The 22,870-nt window shown below is 34.4% G+C and carries 20 protein-coding genes; 7 read left to right on the top strand and 13 right to left on the bottom strand.

What is annotated here, in order from left to right; translation table 11 throughout:
• The first annotated feature begins 6 nt into the window (after positions 1-6).
• Positions 7-1,317, top strand: coding sequence for an APC family permease (locus BFU36_RS06125; protein WP_069282726.1), 1,311 nt, complete (start codon positions 7-9; stop codon positions 1,315-1,317).
• 9 nt (positions 1,318-1,326) lie between these two features.
• On the opposite strand, the gene BFU36_RS06120 is transcribed toward BFU36_RS06125, so the two are convergent.
• A complete protein-coding gene (locus BFU36_RS06120; protein WP_069282725.1) occupies positions 1,327-1,716 on the bottom strand; it encodes a helix-turn-helix domain-containing protein in 390 nt (129 codons plus the stop codon).
• A 200-nt stretch (positions 1,717-1,916) separates the two neighbouring features.
• Between BFU36_RS06120 and BFU36_RS06115 the strand changes: the two genes are divergently transcribed.
• A complete protein-coding gene (locus BFU36_RS06115; protein WP_069282724.1) occupies positions 1,917-3,467 on the top strand; it encodes an APC family permease in 1,551 nt (516 codons plus the stop codon).
• A 6-nt stretch (positions 3,468-3,473) separates the two neighbouring features.
• Here BFU36_RS06115 and BFU36_RS06110 read toward each other — a convergent pair whose 3' ends face one another.
• From BFU36_RS06110 to BFU36_RS06085, 6 genes are all read right to left on the bottom strand, one after another.
• Entirely contained in the window at positions 3,474-5,222 is a 1,749-nt protein-coding gene (locus tag BFU36_RS06110; protein ID WP_069282723.1) for a molybdopterin-dependent oxidoreductase, read from the bottom strand.
• Between the two features lie 199 nt (positions 5,223-5,421).
• The gene (locus tag BFU36_RS06105; RefSeq protein WP_143576860.1) at positions 5,422-6,357 is read right to left on the bottom strand and encodes a sodium:calcium antiporter; all 936 of its coding nucleotides are present in this window, start codon (positions 6,355-6,357) and stop codon (positions 5,422-5,424) included.
• Between the two features lie 49 nt (positions 6,358-6,406).
• Positions 6,407-7,936 (bottom strand): NADP-dependent glyceraldehyde-3-phosphate dehydrogenase, encoded by a 1,530-nt coding sequence (gene gapN / locus BFU36_RS06100; protein ID WP_069282722.1) that lies wholly within the window; start codon positions 7,934-7,936, stop codon positions 6,407-6,409.
• Positions 7,937-7,982: 46 nt separating this feature from the next.
• On the bottom strand, positions 7,983-8,912 hold the full coding sequence (gene kdgK / locus BFU36_RS06095) for a bifunctional 2-dehydro-3-deoxygluconokinase/2-dehydro-3-deoxygalactonokinase (protein WP_069282721.1): 930 nt from the start codon (positions 8,910-8,912) through the stop codon (positions 7,983-7,985).
• A gap of 2 nt (positions 8,913-8,914) precedes the next feature.
• A complete protein-coding gene (locus BFU36_RS06090) occupies positions 8,915-9,799 on the bottom strand; it encodes a bifunctional 2-dehydro-3-deoxy-phosphogluconate/2-dehydro-3-deoxy-6-phosphogalactonate aldolase (protein ID WP_069282720.1) in 885 nt (294 codons plus the stop codon).
• 1 nt (position 9,800) lies between these two features.
• A complete protein-coding gene (locus BFU36_RS06085; protein ID WP_069282719.1) occupies positions 9,801-10,985 on the bottom strand; it encodes a mandelate racemase/muconate lactonizing enzyme family protein in 1,185 nt (394 codons plus the stop codon).
• Between the two features lie 37 nt (positions 10,986-11,022).
• Here BFU36_RS06085 and BFU36_RS06080 point away from each other — a divergent pair, with 37 nt between their 5' ends.
• A complete protein-coding gene (locus tag BFU36_RS06080) occupies positions 11,023-11,409 on the top strand; it encodes a phosphate-starvation-inducible PsiE family protein (protein ID WP_069282718.1) in 387 nt (128 codons plus the stop codon).
• A gap of 371 nt (positions 11,410-11,780) precedes the next feature.
• Entirely contained in the window at positions 11,781-12,380 is a 600-nt protein-coding gene (locus BFU36_RS06075; protein ID WP_069282717.1) for a sulfite oxidase-like oxidoreductase, read from the top strand.
• Here the strand turns inward: BFU36_RS06075 and BFU36_RS06070 are convergent.
• On the bottom strand, positions 12,372-14,129 hold the full coding sequence (locus BFU36_RS06070; RefSeq protein ID WP_069284628.1) for a chloride channel protein: 1,758 nt from the start codon (positions 14,127-14,129) through the stop codon (positions 12,372-12,374). The genes BFU36_RS06075 and BFU36_RS06070 overlap by 9 nt on opposite strands.
• A gap of 247 nt (positions 14,130-14,376) precedes the next feature.
• On the opposite strand from BFU36_RS06070, the gene acs reads away from it, so the two are divergent.
• A complete protein-coding gene (gene acs / locus BFU36_RS06065) occupies positions 14,377-16,341 on the top strand; it encodes an acetate--CoA ligase (protein ID WP_069282716.1) in 1,965 nt (654 codons plus the stop codon).
• Here acs and BFU36_RS06060 read toward each other — a convergent pair.
• Positions 16,330-17,415, bottom strand: a complete 1,086-nt coding sequence (locus tag BFU36_RS06060; protein ID WP_069282715.1) for a glucose 1-dehydrogenase — start codon at positions 17,413-17,415, stop codon at positions 16,330-16,332. The genes acs and BFU36_RS06060 overlap by 12 nt on opposite strands.
• Positions 17,416-17,435: 20 nt before the next feature.
• The gene (locus BFU36_RS06055) at positions 17,436-17,888 is read right to left on the bottom strand and encodes an 8-oxo-dGTP diphosphatase (protein ID WP_069282714.1); all 453 of its coding nucleotides are present in this window, start codon (positions 17,886-17,888) and stop codon (positions 17,436-17,438) included.
• A gap of 104 nt (positions 17,889-17,992) precedes the next feature.
• On the opposite strand from BFU36_RS06055, the gene BFU36_RS06050 reads away from it, so the two are divergent.
• Positions 17,993-18,826 carry a CBS domain-containing protein gene (locus tag BFU36_RS06050; RefSeq protein WP_069284627.1) on the top strand — a complete coding sequence of 278 codons (834 nt, stop codon included), beginning with the start codon at positions 17,993-17,995 and terminating at the stop codon, positions 18,824-18,826.
• Positions 18,827-18,932: 106 nt separating this feature from the next.
• Entirely contained in the window at positions 18,933-19,313 is a 381-nt protein-coding gene (locus BFU36_RS06045) for a RidA family protein (protein ID WP_069282713.1), read from the top strand.
• Here the strand turns inward: BFU36_RS06045 and BFU36_RS06040 are convergent.
• The 3 genes from BFU36_RS06040 to BFU36_RS06030 all read right to left on the bottom strand — a co-directional run bounded on the left by BFU36_RS06040 (position 19,310) and on the right by BFU36_RS06030 (position 22,823).
• Positions 19,310-19,501 (bottom strand): hypothetical protein, encoded by a 192-nt coding sequence (locus BFU36_RS06040; RefSeq protein WP_069282712.1) that lies wholly within the window; start codon positions 19,499-19,501, stop codon positions 19,310-19,312. The genes BFU36_RS06045 and BFU36_RS06040 overlap by 4 nt on opposite strands.
• Positions 19,502-19,541: 40 nt before the next feature.
• Positions 19,542-21,551 (bottom strand): protein kinase domain-containing protein, encoded by a 2,010-nt coding sequence (locus BFU36_RS06035; protein WP_069282711.1) that lies wholly within the window; start codon positions 21,549-21,551, stop codon positions 19,542-19,544.
• Positions 21,552-21,614: 63 nt separating this feature from the next.
• Entirely contained in the window at positions 21,615-22,823 is a 1,209-nt protein-coding gene (locus BFU36_RS06030) for a hypothetical protein (protein WP_069282710.1), read from the bottom strand.
• Positions 22,824-22,870: the final 47 nt, after the last annotated feature.

Here is a 22,870-nt window from a genome sequence, read left to right as displayed (position 1 = left end):
AGCTTAATGGTTGAAAAAAGTGAGGAAAAAGACAAGGAATTGAAGAGAGTTATTAGATTTAGAGAATTGTTCTTCATATCGTTTGGAGGTCAAGGGCCATTAATCTCGTTATTAACTTTTGGCACTGTTATGATCTTTTATGCCGGGTTACTATCAACATTTGCCATGATTGGAGCAACGATAGTTGTTTTAATGAACGGTCTCGTTATTTACTTCTTATCTAAGAGATTTACAAGATCGGGTGGGTATTATACTTATGCCTTTCATGGTTTAACGGAAAAACTAGGACTTTCTACTGGTTGGAACTATATAATTTACGCTTTTGCATACGGTGGCACATTACTTGCTGGAAGTGCTTACATAATATACTTGATGACTGGATTTAGTCCTTTCTACATATCTGTTATTATTGTTATACTAGCCTCAATAATCTTCATGTCTGGAGTCAAAATATCGTCAAAATATGCTATAGGATCTGGAATCGTAGAAATGATAGGAATAGTGTTACTCTCTGTTTTCTTTCTTTATCTATCGAACTTTCATTTTTACTTACCAATCTTTAGCGAAAAAGATATTACAACTAAGTTCATTGAAGGTATACTATTTGGTTTAGGTATTCCAACTGGCTATGGTTCGATAACTCCTCTATCCGGTGAGGTAAAGTATGCACAAAAAACTGTTGGTGAGGTTGCAATTTCTGTAATTCTTGTAGGAGGTCTACTATCATCTTTCTTCTTCTATGCTTTAGCCTCGCTAAATTTTACTGGAAATCTTGTTCAATTTCTACTATCTACCTTAAACCTGCCAGAAAGAATAGGAATACTCGTTGTAGCAATAAATGATGGTATGCTAGGAGGAATGGCATATATGTTAGCTTCTTCACGAGTAATCTACGCAATGTCTAAAGATGAACTTTTACCTAAATTCTTCTCTAAAGTCAACAAGGAAAGACCTATATACTCTGAAGCTTTATCCACGGTATTTTTCATTATAGGACTTACCCTATCCAGTTACTTATTAGGCTTATATGGTACTTTTCAAGCATTGGGCGCTCTTGCCGGACTCTTCAACATTTTTATACATATGTCAGCTAACTTTTCACTTTTTAGAATATCCTTAAAGAGATTCATTAAGCGAGTAGGTGAAATAGTGGTGAGCATTTTAGCTATATTAATCTCAGCTTATATATTTCTCTATTCCTTACCGAGTGTAGAAAAGTATGTAGCATACATATTCTTTGGGTGGATAATTTTAGGATTTTTATATGCTGAAAGCTTAGATATTTTAAGACAAACCCCTAGGGAAGAACAAAAATAAATATATACTCTAAAACCCTTTTGACTTTATATCATTTAAAACCCTTTCACCTAATTCAGTTATAGCACAAGTTTCTCTATCCAACCTTTTTACTAGACCGTTCTTTTCCAATTTTAGAATGTAATTTTTTACGACCTTCCTGCTAACATTAAGTTCAGATGCAAGTGTTTCTATCTTAACTTGTCCACCGTTTTTTACTAATAACTCTAAGAGTTTCACTACATTATATCTGCATTTTGAATTTAGTATATCGTAATTATCATCATTAACAAATAAAATAGGTAAAACCCAAGCATATGGACACGATGTTCCACTAACTTTATGGTACTTTAATGTGAATATAATTAAATGTAATAAGATTATACTACCAATTATGCGAACTCTTTTTTCATTATCCATTATGTTTCTAACTCAAAACTAATATATAATTCCTCCTCTTAAAACCAATTCTTTAGAATCTTACGGCTATTGGTAAGTTTGAGCATAACATTTATTAACAACTGGTTATTTACTTATTTAAGTAAAAACAATAGCCCAAACTACGATTATACTTTGCTATACACAAGTAAATTTAAATACTCGCTATCAAAAGAATAGTCGTGAGTGGAAGATCAACTGTATTTGTAAGAGAAACCTCTGGGTTAGTAAAGAATGTATCAACGTTAGATGCAGTAGCTTTAAACATAGGGAATATGTCGGCTGGGGTTGCCCTCTTTGAATCCATATCCCCGTATATTCAACCCGGTGGAGTATTGTGGCTAGCGTCATTAATAGGTTTTCTATTCGCAATTCCCCAGTTGATAGTTTATGTTTACTTGAATACCAAAGTGCCTAGAACTGGAGGAGATTACGTATGGATTTCAAGAAACTTAAATGGAGGACTAGGGTCAGCTATGGCTATGGCACTAATGATAGAATCAACTGCATACTTCGCCTTAATAGCATTCTTCACTTCTTCAGCGATAAACACAGTATTAACAGTTATCGGAGAGTATCAGCATTCCACCTCGCTCCTATACATAGCCAACAACGTAATAGTTAATCCTTACGTAACTACACCAACTCTTACTCAAAACTTAATAATATACGGAATATCAGCACTAGTTTTTATAATAATAATACTGATGAATATTTTCAAAGCAAAATGGGGATATCATATAGTAACAGTTCTAGGAATATTTTCAATATTTAGCCTTGTGTTAGCTATGATAGTATTAGGTGTTAATGCCGGAGACTTTTACTCTAAAATATCCACCTTTATATCAGCTAATAACTTAAACGTTAGTATACCGTCAACTAAGCAATCTTTCTTACCTCCATCTATCTCAATAACAGCTACGCTCTTCCTTTTACCGTTCTTCGCTCTATATACCTATCCATGGATGCAGGCAGGACCCGCAGTATCAGCAGAATTCAAAGGTAAAAAGGTATTAAAGTGGAACCTACCCATAGCGTTAATAATGACCGGACTACTCGTGACAGGAGCTTTCTTAGAAATGGACGTAGTAGGTGGATATAGTTTTAACCTACAAGCATATCCAACTGTCATTTATAACTTCTGGACAGCTTCCATAGCAGTAGCATCAAATCCAATATTGCAATGGATAATTGGTTTAGGATTAATTGCTTGGAATATTTACATTTTAGCATATGGAGTAATAGTATTTTCTAGATACGTATTCGCCTTATCTTTTGACAGAGTCTTACCGGAAAAGTTTAGTAATGTTAATAAAAACGGGTCTCCAGTTTTTGCCCATGTACTAGACTTAGGCTTAACTCTTGGGTTATTGTTAATTCCAGTGTTCTCGTTATCTGCAGCCTTAGCTTTATATGGAGCTACCATACTTGGAAGTTTGTACTTCCTTATCGTCAGTGTAGCAGGCGTTAAAGTGGGATATAAGGATAGAAACCATTTATTAACAATAGCTGGAATCGTATCTGCAGGATACTTCGCGTATTTAACGTACATAGCTGCTACAAATCCAGATTTTGGATTTATGCAAGCCAACAATACTCCTAATTTAATAACTACAAGTTTCGTAATAGGAACCTTAATTGTAAGCTTCCTAATTTATCACATTGCAAAAATAAGTAATAAGAGAAAGGGTATTGATATAAGTTTAGCTTTTAAGGAAATTCCACCAGAATAAAGATTATTATTTTTTATAAATTTTTATACCATCTGAATTAATTATTGGAGTATTTCCAAATTTTCCAAATCTGTCACCTATAATAGAGTTTAACGGAACTCCATCAATTCCTATTAAATTTGACTTAAAAGTGAATAGTAATCCTTTAGGTAATGAACTATCTACCTTAAACTTAACTTTTACTCTACCATACTTGCTTATTATATAGCCCTCGCCCTCTACTTCTGAGTTATAGATTAAACACTGCTTATCTCCGTAAGTTTCCTTAAACTGACTATTTGTATAATTTGGATGGGACGAAAAAACTATTACATAATCTTTAGGAATTACTAATTTATCCTTATCTGGCAAAGGCTCTACCCTTATCTTACTATTAGGGTACTTGACAGAGAGCTTAACATATCCCTTAGCTTTTAATTCGTTTATATCAACTCCTGTCGCATATTCTATAGCCTTAAACTCATTTTCATATACTAGATCATCATATATTTCTAGCTTTTTAGCTAATTTCCTCATGAGCTCAACTTCAGATATGCCTCTCTTAGGGAACATTGGCCTATTATATACTAGATAGTTATGCCAATAACTATAAACTACGTCTTCCTTCTCTAAATAAGTAGGAGCAGGTAAAACTACGTTTGCTATTTTAGCTGTCTCAGACCAAAAGGGATCATGGACAACCAGAAATAATTTACCCTCTTCAACTGCTTCATAAATCCTATCAGACATTGGTAAGGAGTGAAGGGGATTCGAGTTCCATACAAACATAAAACTTATTTTCTCCTCCTCTATTTCTTTTCCTACCTCAGCCATCTTAACTATTCTAGATGGGGAGTATTTATGTAACCCCCTTAAATATTTGAAATTTATCCCTAAACCTTGAGAGTTTGCATAATAAAAACCGTTTCTCATACCTAATAAAGCTGGTATTAAAGATATCATCGAGATCGCATCTCCACCATTTAAAGACCTACCTAAAGCAAAACCTATAATCGTTAAAGGCTTTTTATTATAGTAAAACTCTGCAAGATGTTCTATACTTTCCCTACTTAGACCAGTTCTTTGAATTATTTCTTCGTCATCGAAACTATTGACATACTCCTTTAGTTTTTCTGGGTAGTCTAAGAGAGAAGTATCAGCTAACCCCCTTATGAATAGTGCCTTAATTATACCTACAGCTAAGTATACATCAGACCCTGGTCTTACTATATAATGCTCCTCACTTCTCTTTGCAGTCTCACTCATCCTAACATCTATTACGATTTTATACTTATCCTTGATTAGACTCCAACCATGGATAAAACTAAATACTGTTTCACTTCCCCAAATCACAAAGGAATTGAACTTAACGAAATCTTCCGGCAAAGCGCCAACTGAGTTCCCGTAATGTGATTTTATTGCTTCATGCCCCTCGGCGCTGCATATTGAATAATCAATTGACGCAGTCTGCATTACATTCCAGAGCCTAGCTGGAAAGTACCATGTTAGAAGTCCTTGATTACCATCGTATTCTACATGAACTATTTGATCTCTCCTTCTTTTTCTTATCTCTTTTACCACGTAATCAATAGCTTCATCTATACTAACTTCTTTACCCTCAATCAAAGCTGAGGTTATTCTGTTTTTATCATTTCTTTTCAAATCTGCAATTCCCCTAGAACACGTGAATCCTTGAAAAGGAAAAATATCCAGAGGTTTATGACTATCATCAAATATGCAAGTATCATAGCAGTCTCTCGTACAAGCATGAACCATTACGTATATGATATTTAAATTAATATTTAAGTATAGCTCATGTACTTATTTTTCTATATAATGCGTCCCTCCTAAATGAGATAAGAGCTTACGATAATTACATTCTTTTGCATAAGGATGAAAAAATATATATCTAAAAAACATATTATGCATCCTTGAATGAAGAAAGCGACCGTATCTGAAATGTGAAGAAATTCCTTTAAGCTGAAAATTTTATCAATATTGCGATTAAAATAGTATATATGAGAAATAATGATATGCCCTCATTTATTTTAATATTTCTATCTTTCAATATTCCAAGGAAAATTATCGTTGCGAATAAAATCATTATTAATTCCAATACGGAAGAACGTAAACTGATGGTTTGACTAATCCCAATAATGCTCAGCAAAAGCGTCATGTTTTCCAGCTTACTACCCATGAAGTTGATTATGGCAGTTGTTGCATCTGAAGGTGAGCTTGAAATTAACTTTACCGCAATTAGGTTTTCCCCAAGCTCTCCTGCAAGAGGTGTTAGAAGTACTGTTATTAAAAATGTTGGAACCCCTAATATCTCAGCAGTATTAATTACTGATATTATGAAATATTTCGTAATAAAAATTAGTAAAAATCCGCCTATTAGTAAATATATTATACCTCTCTTTACATTATTTTTTGAAAACGAATCTCGTCTACTGGAATAATTTTTATATCTTTTGAAAACATAAAATGCGTAGATGAATAGTAGACATAATGATAAATATATGTTAAGCTTCCCATAAATTATAGAAATTAATAAGACTAACGTAGCAACCACTAGTGAGTAGTACTCTATATTTATTTCCCCCTCTAGCTGTATAACTTTCGATCTATATTTAATGTAATAGACAATTGACACTACCCCAAGGCCTAAAGTAAATAGCAATATGTTACCTCCCAACGCTGAACCTAATGCCACCTCATAAAAACCATTTAGTAATGCCTCGGTTACAATAATGGTTTCTGGCAAGGCATTGATGATGCCTAAAATTACTCCGCCCGTTATACCTTTACCGAACCTCTTTTCGAGTTCGATTGTACCTTTAGACATTAGATCAGAGGCTAAAGCGACTAAAAGCATCAAAATAATTAATTGAAGTATGGAAAACCCATACAACTTAATAAAAAATTAGGCTTCGTATCTTATAAATTATCATGGTTAATTATTACAAATATTCCCAAATACCTTTACCCTTATAATTATAGACTATTGACTTATACGCAGTAACGTATTGAATAGTATAACCAATACCTTCTCTTCCAATACCGGAATCCTTTCTACCTCCAAATGGGAAGTAGCCTATTCCATGTCTTGGGTAATCGTTAATATATATTGCTCCTACCTCTAAGAATCTTTGCAATTTTCTTATCTTGTTAATATCTTTGCCAAATATTGCTGCATCAAGACCATATCTCCTCGAATTCGAGATCTCTATAGCCTCATCAATGTTCTTTATTTTAATTAAAAGAGCTACAGAAGCAAAGACCTCTTTGTTATATAAATAGATATTCTTTAATGAATCTTTTGGAACCTCAATAAGGGCTGGTTCAATATAAGTTGGTCCTAATCTTTTGCCTCCAAATAATATTTTACCTCCTTTCTCCACAGCATCTTTAATTCCATTTTCCCACTCATCAGCCGTTTTAGGATCTATTATTGGTCCAACAGTAGTAGTGGGTTCTCTAGGATCTCCTACTCTGACAGTTTTTTCCATTTCCTTTACTAACAAGTCCTTCAGAGTATCGTAAACTTCTTCTTCCACTAAGACTATTTTTATCGAATCACATCTTTGACCTGTATAACTGATTATACCACTAACTATTCTTTGAGCAGCCCAAGCTAGGTCCGCATCACTTAAAACTATTGCTGGATCCCCTCCACCTAATTCCATTATGAATTGTTTAATACCGGCATTTTTTATTACCACTTCGCCAGTTTCAGTGCTGCCAGTCAAAGAAATAGCTTGTATTCTTTTATCCGCAACTATATTATTCATTTCTTTCCCAGGTACAGTTAGTATTGCAAAAGAGTCTTTAGGAAAACCAGCTAACTCCATCACTTTACCTAACATTAGCATGGGAATTGGCGTTGAAGATGGTGGCTTTAACAGTATAGCATTACCTATAACTGTAGTATAAACTATCTTATTTACAGTATCAAATAATGGATAATTGAAAGGAACTATAGAGAGAACTACACCAATCGGCTCTCTCCTTACTATTGCTTCTGTTTCCAATGTTTCAGAACTCCAATCACCCGGTACATAGTCTCCTCTAGTCTCTCTCACATCAAGGTCAGCTCTTGATAGTCTCTCTATCGCAGCGTTAACTTCACCATCTGCTGAAGCTCTGGTTTTGCCATTATTAATCATTAAGGCATTCACGAAATCATCTCTAAATTTTTCAATTAACGAGGCCATTCTATCAAAGATTTTTAGCCTCTTCTCTCCTGGAGTATCCCTTATGCTCCATTTTCCTTTCTTGTAAATTACTTCCAGCGTATTATCTATTTGATTCCAACTAATTTTAGGTACCTTAGCAATCAAATTCAAATCTATTGGACTTACAACGTCCTGCCATTCGTCTCCACCTATCCATTGTCCAGCTAGATAGGTCTTAAAATAAGGAATACCATCCTTGACTTCATATATATCGCTAAGCTCTTTAGACTTTATCGCTAGAGAAGTTTTTTCCATATTCTAAATTATTTCTAAACAAAAATTTAAGCATTAACCTTTACATCTAAAACTCTTTTAAAAATCTTTCTACGTCCTCAGTTGTCGGCGTAATTTCGTTATCCCCTCTAACCGTTACTACAAGGGTTGAAGCCACTATACCATGTTCAAGAGAATATTCTATATCTTTACCTTTAAGGTGAAGTGAGACAAAAGTACCGGCCATAGCATCCCCGGCACCAGTAGGATCTTCCACTGGAACTTTATATGCTTCTCTGAACACTTTTATATCGTCTTTAAAGGCTATAGCACCCTTAGAACCTAGTTTATATAATAAAACCTTAACACCTAATTCCTTATACTTCTTGTAAGCTTCATCGGGGTCCCTAATATCTAAGAGGATTTTAGTATCGTCAGGGTCAGTTATTAAAACTTCTATATCAAACTTCTTCAATAGCTCAAGAATAGTTTCCTTAGCCTTATCTGCAGACCACAGCTTAAGCCTAATATTAGTATCAAAACTTCTTTTCTTTCCTAACTCGAATGCCTTAAATACTGCGTCTCTCGAATTATCACTAATAGCTAATGTTATTCCGCTAGAATGAACTAAGGAAGCTGACTTTACGTAATCTTCATTTATATCATCGGGAGAAAGTTTGCTACCTGCACTCCCCTTTCTATAGTAAATCAATTCACTTTTAGTTGGTATTGGATATCCTCTCTGGACAAAGTATATGCCAGTAAAGGACTCATCTACCTTAATATGTGACACATCAACCCCTTGTGATCTAGCATATTCTATAATATTCCTGCCAAACTCATCATTACCCACTTTAGCTATTAGCCCACAGCTTAAATGATTTCTTATAACAGCAATGCAAAAGTTTAATTCAGAGCCTGCTACATGCTTCTCAAAATAATTTACAAACCTTAGTGGACCTAAAGTAAAAGAATTGAATTGAATGAGAGGCTCTCCTAATGTTACTATATCAACCATAGTTATTCTTTTATCACTTTCAGCTCTATAAGCTTAGTTTTTAACGTTGAAACTTTCCTAATTAGCTCACTTTCTTCCTCGGTGGTTAATGGGAATATAGGAGGTCTAGGATAACCTACATCGTATCCTTGGAAATACTTTGTTAAAATATAATTTGCCGATAGACTTCCAAAAGCTCTAGATATCTCAACTACCTCATCAAGAACAAATTGGATTTTTATTGCCTCATCAATCCTCTTCTCGCTAGCCAGTTTCTTAATAGTTAATGTGACCTCTGGCAAATAATTAGAGGCAGCTGTTACACTGCCATTTAAGCCTGTGGAGATAGCCGTAGCAATTAGCATATCTGAGCCATTATACACTATCATATTTGGATTAAATCTCTTATAATCTAGTGAGTGGATTAGGTTATCATTAGTATCCTTTACTCCAGATATGCATCCGATCTCTTTAGCGATTTTACCATCAATATCTTTTCCAGTTGCGGCTGGGTAATTATATAAATACACTGGATGAGGAGACTTCTCACATAGAGTCTTGAAATATTTTATTAGATGCTTCTCTGGTAGTCTTGGATAATAATAAGGAGCATAGGAGGCTATGCCTACGATATCATAATCCTTACTTAGTGTCGCTAACTTTATGGCATCATCAATATTTAAACTACCAACTTGAAATATCACCTTATCAGTAACATCATAGATTACCTTTAAGTTTTCCAACTTCTCCTCTGGGGTTAAAGATGGGCCTAAGCCAGTAGTACCATTTACGAACAACACGTCTATCCCTTTTCTCACTAAATTTTCAGCGTGAGACTTCAATATTTCCTTATCAACTTTATTATCCTTAGTGAAAGGCGTTATTATGGGAGTGACAATCTCTGCCATTTTAGACACCATAACTCTTCCACGTTCCTTTGACTACCCACACGGGTTCTTCTTTGACTTCTAGTGGAGTAGGCTCTGCTCTTAGTTCTTCTATTAACTTTTCATTAACGCTTACGCCTATGCCAGGTTTGTTTGGAACATTAACATATCCATTTTCAACTGGAGTTCCGTTAAATACTAGATCTCTTTTCCACTGGGGGAACCAGTCATAAAAGTTCTCTAATAGATATAGGTTAGGTGTAACTGCACTTAATTGTAAGGAAACTGCATTTTGAATTGAGCCAAATGCATTATGAAAAGCTATTTCCACGTCATTAGACTCAGCTAATTTGACCACCTTACTGGCTATCGTAACACCACCAATATTAGTTATATCAGGTTGTAAAATATTTACACCTTCATTTATATAAAACATCGCTTCCTTTAGACTCAATATTCTTTCTCCTAGTGCTATTTTTAGGTTTGTGTTTTTTCTGTATTTTTTTAGTCCTTGTATGTCTTCTGGGTGTACTGGTTCTTCCATGAACCCTGGGTTGTATTTTTCTAGTCTTTTTGCTATTTTTATTGCTGAGTTTGCGTTGAATCTTCCGTGGTGTTCTATTAGTATTTCTACCTCTTCTCCTACTGCATCCCTCACTGCTTTTACCCTCTCCTCAGCTTCCCTTAAACCTTTCTCATCAATATTGTCGAAGTAGTCTCCAAAGGGGTCAAATTTTAAAGCCCTATAACCCATCTTAACCACTTCCTTAGCCCTATTATAAAAATCATCTGGAGTAACACAATTCTCATACCAACCATTAGCGTAAACTTGAACCTTATCCCTAAACAAACCACCAAACAACTTATAAATAGGAGAACCAAACTCCCTACCAATAACATCCCAAGAAGCAATATCAACAGCACTCAAAGCAGTAACAGACTCAAATGATCTAGGTAAATAAAAATCTTGTTTATACCATTCATGATAATTCTTTTCAACCTCTTCAACTTCCTTACCTATATATCCTTTTGCGACCTGCTTTATAGCGTTATATACTGATATTATTCTCAACGTAGGTACTGCTTCCCCATAACCTACCATTCCATTATCTGTCGTTAGTCTTACTATAATCATACTAGAAGCCCATGTAGCACTTCCCTTCTCTTTGTGGGTAAGAAGTATAGGTTCAATTTCCTTGATTTTCATAAACTATATTTTGATATTAAAATATAAGTCTTTCACAATGAGAGGTATAAATGATAAGGATATAATAAAATTTGTTGGATATATAATAAGAATTATATTATTATTGGGCATCATTTTCCAAGTAATTTTAACAGTACTTCAAATAGTGTCAGATGTCATAAAGTTAAATATACTTGACTTAGTAAACTCGACTATTATAGGATCCCTTCTAATATTGGTCTTTCTTGAGTTGTATATAGCTGTAAATAATTATCTATCTGGAAAAGAAAGAAGTATAGCAAATGTTATTGACGCTGGAATATCTTTTGTAGTTAGAGAAATAATTCTAGAACTCTTCTCCGCTAACACCAGTATAACGAACTTACTAATCCTCGCAGGAATAGTAGGAATATTAACTTTATCAAGATTTTTAGCTAGTAAATAATATATACCACAATCTCGATCATAATATACTTCACTCTTTATTGTGATCATATTTGTTTAGTAAATTAATTATTAATGCATCACACTCACCAGTTTGCATGAAAATGTAGTAAAGTTTCGAATATGTAAAATTGGATCATTAATATACAGTAGCTTAGGATCTTCAATAAGTTTGACTTAAAACATAGCTTAATAACGGCAACTGTAAAAGTCACTAATAGAACGTTTTACTTTATAATGCAAAAATTCATGCAAATTAGAATTAATTCTATCATTACTTTAAGAACATCCTTCTTCTTTCCTTTTTTGTTACGAACTATATTAAAATTTTTCTAACTCAAGCTTTTATTTGTAGTTATTAAATCTAGCATTATGCAAGAGTTAAAAATACCACCTAATCAGAAGTACGTAAGAAACTTTATAGTGTATGCTGAATTTGGACTACCTGAAGTTAATTTAAACTCGTACAAGCTTAAGGTTAGTGGAGAGGTTGAGAATCAAGTATCACTCACTTACGATGATTTACTAAAAATGCCAATGAAGGAAATAGTAGAAGACTTCCATTGTGTTACAGGCTGGTCAGTTAAGGAGGTTAAATGGGAAGGGATTCCTTTCAAGTTAATTATAGACTTAGCTAAGGTTAGGGAAGGAGTCAAATGGGTTATGTTCTATAGCTTAGACGGATATACGTCAATTGTACCTTATGATGATGTATTAAAGGAAAATGTAATCATAGCATTGAAGATGAATGGTGATAAAATACCTCTAAAACATGGTTTTCCAGCTAGACCAATAATACCCCATTTATATGGTTGGAAGAGTGCTAAATGGTTAACAGAAATAGAGTTTTTGAAAGAATACGTAGACGGTTATTGGGAAGAAAGAGGCTATCATGAGCGTGGAAACGTTTGGGAAGAGGAAAGATTTAAGGGACAAGGTGGTAAACATTCTAGAAGAAGACCATTATTGTAACTTACTACTTTGTCTTACCTTTTTAGCTTCTTCTTCATAAGCTTGTAAAACTGATTCAATAGTTACTATCCCTAAAAGTTTGTTTTTATCTACCACTGGAATACATTTACTTTTAGCTAGTATTTCTAAGGCTTCCTCTAATGAAGAGCTTAACGAAACATAAGGGGTTCCCCTAACTACGTATTTGCCTACCATATCTGTTAATGGTTTATCCTCAATCTCCTTTAAATACACGACCCCGATGAAGTTGGAATTATCATCAACTACCGGTAAACTTAGATAATTCCTCTCATACATTAGCTTTAATGCATTTTCTACTGTATCATGAAATCTAACCTTAATATCGTCTATTTTACACGAGGAAACTTTAACTAGTGTAAGGATCGGTGTTTCATACTCTGATCTATGTGCTGGTGAATCTCTTCTAGAAGTCAACTGAGATGGATAAATCGTATAATTACCTGATACTAAATATGATAGCGCTACAGCTATCATAGCTCCAGGTAATAGCTGTAAACTACCAGTCATCTCAGTTACCATTATGAGAACAGATAACGGAACCTTGCCAGCTGCTGCAAAGAAACTTATCATACCTATAATTACAAATGGTGCTAAGGAAGAGGCTACATTGGGGAAGAAGTAATGGAAAACTAAGCCAAAATCAGCCCCAATAAAAGCACCAATGAATAAACCCGGTATGAAGACACCCCCACTACCACCAGAGCTAACTGTAAAAGATGTTGCTAGTATTTTTAAAATAGGAAGCAATACTAAAAGAGCTAATAATGGGAGAACGGGAGAATAAAAAGCTGAGAACTTCCCATATTCGGCTAAGTTTATCCATCCTTCTCCGGTAGATAAAACCTCTGGAGCCATCAATGCTACTAACCCAGCTAATCCACCGCCTATTAAAGGTTTCAAATAATTAGGAACTTTTTTCATTCTTACGAAGAGGGTATTAACTCCATTAAGCGTCTTCACATATAGTATTGCCAACAAGCCAGAAATTATTCCTATGATTGCGTACATTGGAAGCCTTAATGGATTAAAGGGAATTGAGTAATATCCAAATATAGGTTCAAACCCTGCATATAATCCAAATATTGTATAGCCAATTGCAGAAGCTACTAAGGCGGGGTATATTACTTCTGGTTCTAAATCCCTTTTGTAAAGGATCTCAGAAGCTAGTAACGCTCCGCCAATTGGTGTTTTAAAAATTATACCAATTCCAGCTCCTATTCCCACTGCGACAGCTCTTCTTCTATCTTCTGGTGACAATCTTAATAAGTCTAAGATTACTGATCCAATTCCAGCTGAGAATTGAGCTGACGGACCTTCACTACCCGCGCTTCCGCCAGAACCCATGGTTATTGCTGAAGCAATTATTTTTATTGGAACTACTCTCCACCTCATTTTACCTTGTCTGTAATGATAAGAGGAAATAGCATAGTCAATTCCACTTCCAGCTGTCTCCGGAGCGAAAAAATATACTATCAAACCGGATAATAAGCCTCCGATCGCTAGGGAAACTGGTATAAGAATATACCTTCCAGTTCTAAATACGAAATTTAAGGAACCACCTTCACCTATTGGATACGGATAAGAAATTTCAACGAAATCCATTAAAAATATATGAGTAAAAAGGTTAAGTAAGAAGTAAAATAATATTACAAGTAACCCTATAACGACTCCTAGGATTATACCTAAAATTAACCATTTTTCAAAATATGGCAATGAAGAAATCTTCATATCTAAATTTGAACCTGAAAAACTTGATAAAGCTATTTTGAAATAAATCCCATAAAGTATTAAGATATAAATTAATAGATTAAAAAATAACAAAATCAAATCCTCAATAAATTTTGACTTTTTTCCCTCTCATGGTTTGACAGCTTAGCTCGTCAGAAAGTATGGACATTTTTGAATGTTCTAATTAATCTAAATAGTGGGGAATAAGGTTTTTTAGTATGATATAAACAAATTTATATGATTCCATATGACTCAAGAAATTTCTGGAACAATTAAGGAATTACAAGAGATAGTGGAAAAAGTTGATTACAATCAAAGGCTCTATAAGGATATATACAGGAAGAGTGTTGAAGACCCAGCTGGTTTTTGGGGTAAATTAGCTAATGAGCTAATTAGTTGGTATGAGCCTTGGATAGAGACCTTTAAGCAAGAAGTATTAACAAAATGGTTTGTTGGTGGAAAGTTAAATGCTTCATACAATGCTATAGATAGACATCTCAATAGTAATAAAAAATACAAAGCTGCCATAATTTGGGAATCTGAAAGGGGAGAAAAGAAAGTATTAACGTACCAAGACTTGTTTTATGAAGTAAATAAATGGAGTAATGCCCTTAGAGAATTAGGTGTCAAAAAGGGTGATAGAGTGACAATTTACATGCCACTGACACCAGAAGGAATAATATCAATGCTTGCTTGTGCAAGAATCGGAGCAATTCATAGTGTAGTTTTCGCCGGTTTCGGCTCTCAAGCATTAGCTGATAGAATAAGCGATGCTGAATCTAAATTAGTGATAACTGCTGATGCTTACTATAGAAGGGGAAAAATAGTAGAGTTAAAGAAGGTTGTCGATGAAGCCTTTACTAAAATTCCTAACAATTCAGTAAAAAATGTTATAGTATATAAAAGATCTGGAATTGAGATACCATTTAAGGAAGGAAGAGATGTTTTCTTTGACGAGATAGGAAAATATAAGTATATTGAGCCAGAGCCAGTAGAGTCCACTCATCCTTTGTTTATCCTTTATACATCGGGAACTACTGGAAAGCCTAAGGGAATAGTTCATTCAACTGGGGGGTTTTTAGTAGGTACTTCAGCTATGTTATTATGGAGTTATGGATTAAGCCAAGAAAATGATGTTTTGTTCAACACTTCGGATATTGGCTGGATTGTAGGACATTCTTACATAACTTATTCCCCCTTAATCATGGGAAGGACCGTAGTTGTCTATGAAAGTGCTCCAGATTATCCTTATCCAGATAAATGGGCTGAACTAATTGAAAAATATGGAGTTACCACATTTGGAACCTCTGCTACATTCTTAAGATACTTGATGAAGTATGGTGATTCTTATATACGAGCTCACGATTTATCATCACTTAGAATCATCGTTACTAATGGGGAACCGTTAAACTATGCTCCATGGAAATTTGGTTTAGAAAGCATTGGAAGAGGAAGAGTTTATATGTCTCACCAATGGTGGCAAACTGAAACCGGTGCTCCAAATATTGGCTATATGCCCGGTTATCCATTATACTTACCTATGAAGTCTGGACCTTCATCAGGATTTCCATTACCGGGAAATAAGATTAAAGTATTGAATGATAAGGGAGAAGAGATAGTAAATGAAAGGGGATATTTAGTTATGGAACCACCATTCCCACCAAGTATGATGATAGGGATGTGGAATGATAATAATGGTGAAAGGCTCATAAAGACTTACTTCAATAAGTTCCCTAACATTTATTATACTGGTGACTTTGCTATGATAGACTCCGAAGGATACGTGTGGGTGACTGGTAGAGCCGATGAAACGTTAAAGATAGCTGGACACAGGTTAGGAGCCGGCGAGATAGAATCAGCTATAACTTCACATCAATCTGTAGCCGAGGCTGCCGTAATTGGGATTCCAGATCAAGTAAAGGGAGAGGTAGCTCATGCATTCGTAGTCTTAAAACAAGGATATGAACCTTCACCTCAGTTAGCTAATAGTATTCAAGAACACGTAAGAAAGATACTGGGACCAATAGTAGTTTTAGATATACATTTCGTTAAAGCTTTGCCGAAGACTAGGTCCGGCAAGGTGATGAGAAGAGTAATAAAGGCTGTAATGTTAGGATCTAGTGCAGGAGACATCTCAACACTTGAGGACGAAGCATCAATGGAAGAGATAAAACGAGCTATAGAAGAACTTAAACATCAATTAAGCCCATGATATTACAGTTTTTATCTCGCCAGGAGATTTTTTGTACAAAACTGAGGGAGCCTCTTCAGCCTTAACTACTCTTGTTATCATCCTATTCAGAGAATCACCATAAATATTCTTCCATACCGTTAAATAGTTTACACCATCCATGAAATCCTTTTTGCTAGCATTAACACTACCAACTAGCAATATATTATTTTCAACTAGAAATGTAACCAAATCAGCAGTGATTTCTGACTTCTCCCCACCAGTTGTACCAAACAGTACCACTGCAGAGTTTTTGTTAAGTAGTTTCATTAGTGGGATAAAAGCCGACGGATGACCAGAAGTATCTACTAAAACGTCTATATTAAGCGATAAACTTGGAGTCTTCAGCGTATTTACGAACTCAATATTAGCTTTTTTTGTGATATATTCTTCTACTGCAGATGGATCTCTCCTATTTAAAATATAAGTATTAAAACCCTGTGAAGAGAAAAGCATACCAAAAAGAATACCTATTGGACCAGAGCCAATTATAACAGCATTTTTACAAGAATAACTTCCCTCTTTACACCACCATATCATCCTTCTCTGTACAAAAGTTAACTCGTTATATGCTTTTATCACATTTGATAAAGGTTCTAAAAGCACTGCGATATCCTTTATCTCCGATGGTATTTTAACTAAATATTCCTCTTTTTCAATAAATTCATCTCTCATGAAACCATCATGACCTCTAATACCGGCTTCTACGAATTCACCAGTTTCACAAAAATCCTGCCTACCGACTAAACAGTTGGAACATTTACCACAACCCCTTCTCACAATCGGAACTACATAATCTCCCTTTTTGATCTCCTTGATCCCATCTCCGACATCAACGACTTGTCCAAATCCTTCATGACCTAACACTAAGTAGTCTTTCCCCTTTGGAGATCTCGAAAATGTTAACTGTGCGTTTACAATACCTCTATCCGTTCCACAAATACCCGTGAATAACGTTTTTACTAAAACTTCATTAGAATTAGGTTGCTTAATCCCTAAGTCGATTTCCTTCACTTCGATTCCTCTATTAGGGGGTCTAACTATTACTGCTTTCATATAAAAATTTTGTACTCTAATTATTTAAATGTTTTACACGATCCTCCATTATATATTTTCCAATTGTCAGAAAAATAAAATTTGCAGTCAATACTATATCCATCCAAAACTAATCTAACCCATTCTTTGTCGTCTTCCCACATTTTATCATATGGAATCCGATTAACGTCAATCCATAATGGTACAGCCTCATCAGTTTCCCTTATCTGTCCTTCGAAATCATTTATTACATAGACTTCCATAAGTTGGGCTATCTCACTGTCTAGGACGAAAGTAATTCTCCCCTTATACACGGCCTTTTTCGCAACTATACCAGTTTCTTCCCGTAATTCCCTTATCGCGCATTCCTCTCCATTTTCATTTGCCTCAAACTTACCTCCGGGGAAATTATAAAGTCCTTTACCGAATCCTCTCTTCTTATATATTAATAACACTTGATTTCCTTTTTGGACTATAGAGATACAAGTTAACATCCTAACTCTAACTTATTAGTTTTAAGTTAAATAAAGTAGATAGCTGAATTTGATTTATCTCTGTAATGAATATATTTAATAGGGAATATTGTAAGATACTAATTGTGAATATTAAGACTTTAATGGTAGTAAATCCCCCGATTGTGAGCAGAGAAGACAAGTTAGGTATCGTGTTTAAGAAAATAAATGAGGGAGGAATAGGCAGGATTATTGTGGCTAACGAGAAAATAGAGGGGCTCTTAACTACCAGAGATCTTTTAGGTTTATCCTTAGAATATTGTGGAAACGTTTGTACTCAAGGAGATCTTTATAAGATGTCTACTATAAACGTTGCCGATAAGATGACAAATAATCCAGTAACGGTTTACGAAGATGAAGACATTTTTACTGCTATTAATACAATGGTAACAAGAAATTTTGGCTCATTACCAGTTGTTAATATCAATCAGAAGCCTGTAGGTATAGTTACTGAGAGAGAATTTTTGCTAGTTTATAAGGACCTTGATGAAAAGTTTCCAGTAAAGGCGTTTATGACAACAAAAGTTCAAACTATATACAAAGAGGTCAGATTAGAGCAGGCGGTTAAAGTGATGATTAAAAGAGGGTTCAGAAGGCTTCCCGTGGTAGATGATGATAATAAAGTTATTGGGATAATTACTGCTGTTAACGCATTGAAACAACTAGCTAAGGCTGTAGAAAAATTAGACCCAGATTATTTTTATGGAAAACCGGTTAAGGATATCATGACAAGAAATGTATACACAATAGACGAGATGATGTCTATCAATAAGGCTGCAATGGAAATGATTGTAAGAAGAATCGGCTCACTTCTGATACTAAATAACAATAATACAGTAAGAGGTATAGTGACTGAAAGAGATCTTTTAATAGCATTACATCATATTTTATTATTAGATAGATTAAAAAAGTTATCTTAACCTTAAATATAATATTTCAAATCATAAAAATTAATAAGATGCAGAAGATTATGTTGCGACAAATAAGAATATACATAAATACTTTAACTTATTATACTAACCCGCTATGAAAGAGGTTATATATTCTGAAAAAGCTCCTAAACCAATAGGTCCTTATTCACAAGCAGTTAAAGTTGGGGATACACTTTATATATCCGGTCAAATACCAATCGACCCAAAAACTAATGAGATAGTAGGAAAGAATATAGAGGAACAAACTACTCGTGTATTGGAAAACATTAAGTCAGTGTTAGAAAAATCTGGTTATACCTTAAATGACGTTGTCATGACTTTCGTATTTTTAAAAGATATGAAAGACTTTAGTAAGTTTAACGATATATATTCAAAATATTTTACAGAAAAACCGCCAGCTAGGGTAACCGTGGAAGTTTCAAGATTACCTAGGGATGCATTAATAGAAATTGCTTTAATAGCTCAAAAGACTTAGGAAAAAATCTTTTTCAATAGCTTTTCCGCATGTGCACAATTTAAGTCAAAGAGTTCATGATTTCCATGCTCTATACAGCTTACTTGAATAGGCTTACCTTCTAAAAAAACAATAGTTGCCTCATCGTCCTCTATTATCGTGTACGCTAATCCCTCGAAAACTTTCTTGAAGGTCTCTGTACCACTCATATATCTCACCTTTTTTGCCTTTTATTTTATATAACTGTTGTTAAACATTTATAAGCTTTTCTGTTTCTTGCTTCAAATTATTTATGTCTATGTTATATTCTTCAACCAGAATTTCTTCTAATCTTTTATTTATCTCTAACATTGAGATATCTCCTCTTAAACCACTAACTATAATATCCCTAAATTCTAAAGGAACGTAATCTAACCTTGGAGAGGCGTTGTGGAAATCATCTAGAACAGATCCTCTAATTTCCTTATTTCTGACGGCTTCCTCAATTTCATTTTCTAACCATTCTGGAAAAGGAAAGTTATTTGTCAAGGTCACATAAAGAGAAACGACAAAGGAATAAACGTCAAACATGACTTCAGCTTTATTTCCAAATCTCTGCAATGGATGGGCATAATAAGGTGTATAATGCATGACAGGAGTACCTATCTTAACCGAAGAACCGAGATCAGATAGTTTTGGAATTACCTCAGAGTTGATCAAAGAGTTTAATGCATCCTCTCCATATCTAGGTAGCTTCTTGTTAAACAGTATATTTGATGGTTTTATGTCACAATGAACGTATCCCTCCTTATGTATTTCCATTACTCCCTTTGCAACTTTTGAAAAAATGTACGCTACGACTTGAGGCCATTTAATAGAGTGTCTCAATGCCGAGTACTCTGGATCAACCAATATTGATCTTAAATCCCCACCTTCCATATACTCCATAACTATTGCAGGAGGCGAACTGAAATAATCTGTCCAATTCTCGTCCAAGAAGCTAGCAAAGACTTTTACTAGATACTCCGATCTTTTAGAGATTTCTTGCATTTTAGCAACCTCATATAACATCTCGATGAACGTGTAATCCTTCTTCATGACCTTCATAGCGTACTTTCTACCGTTTCTTTCAACTAGTAGGACATACCCCATTCCTCCGTTTCCAATCACTTGCTTAACCTCATAACCATACATAACGTAGCCCAACCAAACTGACGGATCGAATGGCTCTGGTACGAATAATCTATAAGCTCTTATTTTCATGCACGCGTCAATTATTCCCTCTCTGCACGCAAAGAGAAATTCTTTTTCGGCTTGAGAAGGAGCGTTAAGACCCTCAAATGCTAAGCCTTTTATATAAGCTAAACCAGCATTTCTCTTAACCTTCTCAGCTTTCTCGATAACCTCTAACGCTTTCTTATATTCTTGGTTCTCTATTAAAGCCCAAGCATACATTAGCATGTTGTTTAACGAAGGAACTCTCTTAACTGCTTCGTCAAAATACCTTATAGCTTCACTAAACTTTCTCTTATTTGCATAATACCATCCTAGTTCAATTAATGGAGCATCGTAAGTCGGTAACATCTTAACAGCTTCTAATAAAAGTTTTAGATTGTTTTCTTTTCTATACTCATCTATTATTTTGTTAATCTTTTCCCTAATCTTACTTTCTAACTCTCTATACTTCTCCTCGGAAAAGAAAGAATAGATTTTTAAAGCCTCTAAATCATACCCTAGTTTTTCCATACATTGGGCTACAGCTAACGAAACTTCCGGATCAGAAATCTTATATTCCCTAAAATATTTAATTGCTTCATTACATTTATCAGACTTCACAAGGGAAACGATAGCATGATTGATCACATTTATATCGTTCTTAAAATTCTCAAGGCTATAAAGGGCTATTCTAAAATCTTCTCTTACTGCATCAATAAGTTCATTTTTTGATCCTAGGAAAATTGGTCTCCCATAAAGAATAATATATGGAGAATCATACTTTGGATTTCTTATATTTCCGAAGTAAACGTACACATCGTTTCCACTCTCAAATATATAAATACCCAATTTTTCTACGTTTTTTCTTAGAATAGCATTTTGAAGCAATGTATCGTCAGTTATCTTATACACTTTGAAATCATTTAGTATCTTTACTTTACCTGCGTCATATACAATCCTATAACCTATAACACTTTCCTTAGTTTTTATCTTCCCATCAAAGGTTCTCACTAGATCGTCGATAATTAAATATCTATCATCATTTATCTGTAATACTAATTGCACATTAAGTTAGTTCATTGTCATATATGTTTTAAAGGCATAATCTAGTAATACTGAGCCCGCTTTTTAATAGTTAAAATCGTTCGAAAGGTCAATATTATCTATCCCTTGGTTTTTTAACCATTTCAAAAATTCGTCTTTTCTTTCCAACGCAAACTTGTACGCTAGTCTTGTAACATCGACTTCGCCTTTACCTACAACATTACCCCTTAACATATCGTCTACCAGATCTTCAAACTTATTGTAATTAAAGGCTATATTATCAATAACCATGATCTCGTTATTTATCTTAGTCTTTATCTCTTCGCTCACTGTCACTCTACTTGCTAGCACTCCCTTATCCTTTGGTTTATAAATATTATTATATAGGTAAATAATTTCATACTCCCTTATTCTCTTACTTTTGCTGTCCTTAAAATCTGGCAAATCTTCCGGTAACTTATTTAGGACCTCAACCAATCCATTATAGAGTCCCTTTATCCATCTAGCTCTCCACTCATTGCCGGATAACGGCTTATATTCTTTTAAATACCTCCACCTTTTCCACCAATTATCTAGTTCCTTGAATTCTAGAATATATGAGGGTCTCTTAATAGGAATATCTGAGTTCTCTAAATCTAATATGTCTATTTGAAATCCCCTATATATCATCATATCTGGTCGCAAGGTAGAGTACAGTCTCCACACTCTTTCCAGATCAGAACCATCTTCCCAAGCTATTGGTCTAGGAGCTTCAAGAAAGAAGCTAAATGCACTCGACAATCTTTGTAACACGACATTAGGGGGAATTATCCCTAGCTTTTGCTTTCCGCTTCTGTCAAAGTTCAGATATTTATGTTCGGGATATACGACGTTGAATCCATAATCCCCTAAAAGAAGTATTATTGACGAGAATCCCCATATTTGATATATAGACCTCATGTTGGAACTGAATGAACTATTTATAGCTTGTTTACCCTTAGTGATGAATTCTTCGACTGTAATCCTCCCCCTTAATAAATCATGGAAATAAATAAACAGTTTTTTGACTAAATGCCTATAAGGGTCTTTTATAAAGCTGGTCATTTCTCTACTAAATATCCAACCTTTCACATTCACTTTATCTTTCAATTCTTCTAATATTTTATTCATATTATTTATCCATTCTCTGGCTTCATATATCTTATTACCTATAACTTCTTTTACAAATTCATATTTCAAATCCTCTGTCCATTCAGGTATCTTGCTACCATATTTATCTAAGCCATAAACTTGTCTTAATTTGTCTTGTATCACAGTAATACCTTGTATAAGGTATTATTTAAGTATCAGATCTATACAAA

The sequence above is a fragment of the Sulfolobus sp. A20 genome (assembly GCF_001719125.1).
Classification (GTDB): domain Archaea; phylum Thermoproteota; class Thermoprotei_A; order Sulfolobales; family Sulfolobaceae; genus Saccharolobus.
Note: the sequence above shows the minus strand (reverse complement) of the source record. Positions and strands in the feature narration are given on the sequence as shown.

Bases quoted from the DNA above. Each gene is read 5' to 3' on its own strand.
- BFU36_RS06085 (WP_069282719.1), bottom strand. From the start codon at position 10,985: ATGAAAATCAAGGAAATTGAACCTATACTTCTTACCCACAAAGAGAAG.
- BFU36_RS06040 (WP_069282712.1), bottom strand. From the start codon at position 19,501: ATGAGTGGTACAGAGACCTTCAAGAAAGTTTTCGAGGGATTAGCGTAC.
- BFU36_RS06110 (WP_069282723.1), bottom strand. From the start codon at position 5,222: ATGGTTCATGCTTGTACGAGAGACTGCTATGATACTTGCATATTTGAT.
- BFU36_RS06060 (WP_069282715.1), bottom strand. From the start codon at position 17,415: ATGAAAGCAGTAATAGTTAGACCCCCTAATAGAGGAATCGAAGTGAAG.
- BFU36_RS06120 (WP_069282725.1), bottom strand. From the start codon at position 1,716: ATGGATAATGAAAAAAGAGTTCGCATAATTGGTAGTATAATCTTATTA.
- BFU36_RS06090 (WP_069282720.1), bottom strand. From the start codon at position 9,799: ATGGCAGAGATTGTCACTCCCATAATAACGCCTTTCACTAAGGATAAT.
- kdgK (WP_069282721.1), bottom strand. From the start codon at position 8,912: ATGGTTGATATAGTAACATTAGGAGAGCCTCTCATTCAATTCAATTCT.
- BFU36_RS06070 (WP_069284628.1), bottom strand. From the start codon at position 14,129: ATGAAGATTTCTTCATTGCCATATTTTGAAAAATGGTTAATTTTAGGT.
- BFU36_RS06055 (WP_069282714.1), bottom strand. From the start codon at position 17,888: ATGTTAACTTGTATCTCTATAGTCCAAAAAGGAAATCAAGTGTTATTA.
- BFU36_RS06045 (WP_069282713.1), top strand. From the start codon at position 18,933: ATGAAAGAGGTTATATATTCTGAAAAAGCTCCTAAACCAATAGGTCCT.
- acs (WP_069282716.1), top strand. From the start codon at position 14,377: ATGACTCAAGAAATTTCTGGAACAATTAAGGAATTACAAGAGATAGTG.
- gapN (WP_069282722.1), bottom strand. From the start codon at position 7,936: ATGGAAAAAACTTCTCTAGCGATAAAGTCTAAAGAGCTTAGCGATATA.
- BFU36_RS06125 (WP_069282726.1), top strand. From the start codon at position 7: ATGGTTGAAAAAAGTGAGGAAAAAGACAAGGAATTGAAGAGAGTTATT.
- BFU36_RS06080 (WP_069282718.1), top strand. From the start codon at position 11,023: ATGAGAGGTATAAATGATAAGGATATAATAAAATTTGTTGGATATATA.
- BFU36_RS06075 (WP_069282717.1), top strand. From the start codon at position 11,781: ATGCAAGAGTTAAAAATACCACCTAATCAGAAGTACGTAAGAAACTTT.